This is a genomic window from Polaromonas sp. P1_G2 (assembly GCF_056405515.1).
Map to the genome: position 1 here is coordinate 25,211 of NZ_JBFUBY010000018.1, position 3,403 is coordinate 28,613.

General features: G+C 63.9%; 5 protein-coding genes. All 5 read left to right on the forward strand.

Going from position 1 to position 3,403, the window contains the following annotated elements; translation table 11 throughout:
* Nucleotides 1–384, forward strand: a 384-nt coding sequence (locus AC1D0P_RS03770) for an MBL fold metallo-hydrolase (protein WP_477675467.1), incomplete at its 5' end; no start/stop codon positions are given.
* A gap of 57 nt (nt 385–441) precedes the next feature.
* Entirely contained in the window at nt 442–996 is a 555-nt protein-coding gene (locus AC1D0P_RS03775) for an NUDIX hydrolase (RefSeq protein WP_477675468.1), read from the forward strand.
* Between the two features lie 129 nt (nt 997–1,125).
* Entirely contained in the window at nt 1,126–2,115 is a 990-nt protein-coding gene (locus AC1D0P_RS03780; RefSeq protein WP_477675469.1) for a recombination-associated protein RdgC, read from the forward strand.
* Between the two features lie 111 nt (nt 2,116–2,226).
* Nucleotides 2,227–2,940 carry an aspartate/glutamate racemase family protein gene (locus tag AC1D0P_RS03785; RefSeq protein ID WP_477675472.1) on the forward strand — a complete coding sequence of 238 codons (714 nt, stop codon included), beginning with the start codon at nt 2,227–2,229 and terminating at the stop codon, nt 2,938–2,940.
* A 110-nt stretch (nt 2,941–3,050) separates the two neighbouring features.
* The coding region (locus AC1D0P_RS03790; RefSeq protein WP_477675470.1) for a TetR/AcrR family transcriptional regulator at nt 3,051–3,403 on the forward strand (353 nt) is incomplete at its 3' end.

Here is a 3,403-nt window from a genome sequence, read left to right on the forward strand (position 1 = left end):
ATCAAACCTTACGCCGCGGCCGGCAAGCTCAAGCCTTTCGAGGGCCGCACCGAACTCGTGCCCGGCATCAGCGCCCAACCTTCGCACGGCCACACCGCCGGCCACAGCGTGTATGTGGTGGAAAGCAAGGGCGAGAAGCTGGTGCTGTGGGGCGACTTGATGCACGTTGCCGCCGTCCAGTTCGACGACCCCGCCGTCACCATCAAATTCGACAGCGACTCGGCCCCGGCCGCCAAAGAGCGCGCGCTGGCCTATGCCGCAGCGGCAAAGGGCGGCTACCTGGTCGGCTCCGCCCACATCGCCTTCCCGGGCCTGGGCCATGTGCGCAAGGCCACCGGCAAGTCTTACACCTGGGTTCCGCTCAACTACTCGTCCCTCAAGTAAGCAGAAGCCCCCGAGGGCGGTTACGGTGCGCTCTTGCGGAGCCGCTACACTCATCCGATGCACCGCCTTCCCCTGAAACACTGCCGTGTCTGCGGCACCGCCGTGGCCTACAGGTTGCCGGACGACGGCGATACCAAGGAACGCGCGGTCTGCCCGGCCTGCAACACCGTCCACTATGAAAACCCGCTCAATGTGGTCGGCACTGTGCCGGCCTGGGGTGAGGACGGCGCGCAGGTGTTGCTCTGCAAGCGCAACATCGAGCCGCGCTGGGGCAAGTGGACGCTGCCCGCCGGCTTTATGGAACTGGGCGAAACCACCTCCGAGGGCGCGGCTCGCGAAACCGACGAGGAGGCCGGCGCCCAGTTTGAAATACTGGGCCTCTTCACAGTGATGAATGTGGTGAGCGTCGGGCAGGTGCACTTGTACTACCGGGCACGCCTGCTGAGCGCCGAATTCAACCCGGGCCATGAAACCCTGGAAGCCCGGCTGTTCACCGAAGCCGAGATCCCCTGGGATGAAATCGCCTTCAAGACCGTCAAGGAAACGCTCGAGCACTATTTTGAGGACAGGCGCAAGGGCGCCTTCGGCATCCATACGCTTGATATCACATAAAGACCGGCCGCCCGCGCGGCAGTCCCCGGTAGAATTTCCCGCATAGCAGCGAATCCCACAAAGGCCTTCGTTTGCGGCCGGCCTCAAGGCCAGTCTCTTTTCTCCTTCCCCAACACCTCCCCGGAATCCATGTTCAATACCGCGATCTTTTTCCGCATTGCCGATGATTTTGTGTTGCCGCCTCTGGAGGCCCTGGAAGAAATTTTCCAGTCGCACCGTTTTGTGCCCTGCGGTGCGACCGAGCCGGAATCCAGCGGCTGGGTGCCGCCGCGCGGCAACAAAAGCACTGTGCTGCTCGAAGGTGTCGGCCGCTCGCTGATCGCGCGGCTGTGCACAGAGCGCCGGCCGGTGCCCTCCTCAGCCGTCAAGGCCGCGGTGGACGAGCGCATTGAGAAGTACAAGGAAGAAACCGGCCGCGAACGTGTTGGCGCCAAGATCAAAAAAGAGTTCAAGCAGGAAGTCATGCTGGACCTGCTGCCGCGCGCCTTCACCAAACGCTCGACCACCACGCTGTGGATAGACCCGGTGAACAAATTCCTGGTGGTCGATTCCGGCAACCTCACGGGCGCCGACAAGGTCATCAGCTACCTGGTGGAAGCGCTCAGCGAACTTCCCGGCGCCCTGCCCGGCCTCAAGGCCAGCCCCATCCAGACGCAGATGTCGGCCGCCGCAGCCATGTCCCACTGGCTGTCGACCCGCGAAGCGCCTTACAACTTCACGGTGGACCGGGACTGCGAACTCAAGACACCCGACGACCAGAAGGCAACCGTCCGCTATTCACGCCACACACTGGACATCGACGAAGTGGCCCAGCACATCGCCGCCGGCAAGGTGCCCACGCAGCTTGCCATGACCTGGAATGAGCGCGTGTCCTTTGTGCTCACCGAGACCGCACAGCTCAAAAAACTCAAGCTGCTCGACGTGGTGCTGGACGGCGTGCAGGAAAGCGGCAAGGACGACGATGGTTTTGACACCGACGCGGCCATCATCACCGGCGAGCTGTCCTCGCTGATCCCCGATGTGCTGGATGCGCTCGGCGGCGAACTCGGTGACGGCGAGGCCGTAGCCGCGCAGCCCGAAGCGCCGGCTACGGCGGAGCTCGCACCCGAACCCGCCTGAGCGGCCAGGGTTTTCCGGGGGGTTGAAATCCCGCAAGGGCGACGTTAATTGACCGGGTAGCCGCGCCAACTCGCGCCGCGGCAGTATCCTTTGCACAAGGTCATGAATACCATGGTGAAACCCCTGCACATCGGCATCGTCGGCTGTTCCGCGGAAGGCGCGGCGCTTTGCTACCAGACCATTTGCACCGAAGGCGCCAAACTGCTGGGCCCGCATGCCCATCCCGAGGTGACCCTGCACACACCCTCGCTGGCCGACTACATGGCCTGCATTTACCGGGACGACTGGCGCGGCGTCGGCGACGTCATGCGGGCCTCGGCCCACAAGCTAGCGGCGGCGGGCGCCGATTTCCTGATCTGCCCCGACAACACCATCCACCAGGCCTTCGCGCATGTTGAGGGGCGCTCGCCCCTGCCCTGGCTGCATATCGCAGAAGTCGTCGCCGGAGAGGCTGCGCAACGCGGTTACAAGCGCATAGGCATCACCGGCACCCGATGGCTGGTGGGCAGCGAGGTCTATCCCGAGAAGTTCAGCGCGCGCGGGCTGGACTACCTTCGCCCCACAGATGCGGAACGCGACGAGATCAACCGCATCATCATGGATGAGCTGGTGTATGGCGTCTTCACGCCCCAGGCGATCGCGTATTTCCAGCAGGTGATGACCCGCATGAAAGGCGGGGGCTGCGACGCCGTTGTCCTGGGCTGCACCGAAATCCCGCTGATCATGAGTGACGCCAATTCGCCCTTGCCGACCCTGGACTCCACCCGGCTGCTGGCGCGCGCCGCGCTTCGCCGGGCGGTGCAGGGTGCTGCGCCCGTATCCTGACGCGCCGTCCCCATTTCTCCGAGGCCGGCGGCAGACGCGCTTGCCATGGGTTTGAAATTGGCCTAATATGAATTGCAATTCACTTTTAATGAATTCTAATTCATGCCTCTATGCCAGCAGCAAACCACCGTATCGAACGGCTCCAGGCTACCAAAACCGCCATCCTGGAAGCGGCGCGCGACGCCGTCGCCCTGAGTGGCTGGAAGGACGCACAAATCGCCTTGATCGCCGCCAAGGCGGGTGTGGCCACGGGCAGCGTCTACCGCTACTTCGACTCCAAGGCGGACCTCTATGCGCAGGTGCTGGCGCTGGTGTCGCAGCGGGAAGTCGACGTGGTCAGGGAAATCGTCGATTCGGAAGGGCCGGCCGCGCAGCGCCTGGTCGATGCGATTTACAGCTTCTCGCTGCGCGCCATGCGTGGGCGGCGGCTGGCCTATGCCTTGATTGCCGAGCCCTGCGAGCC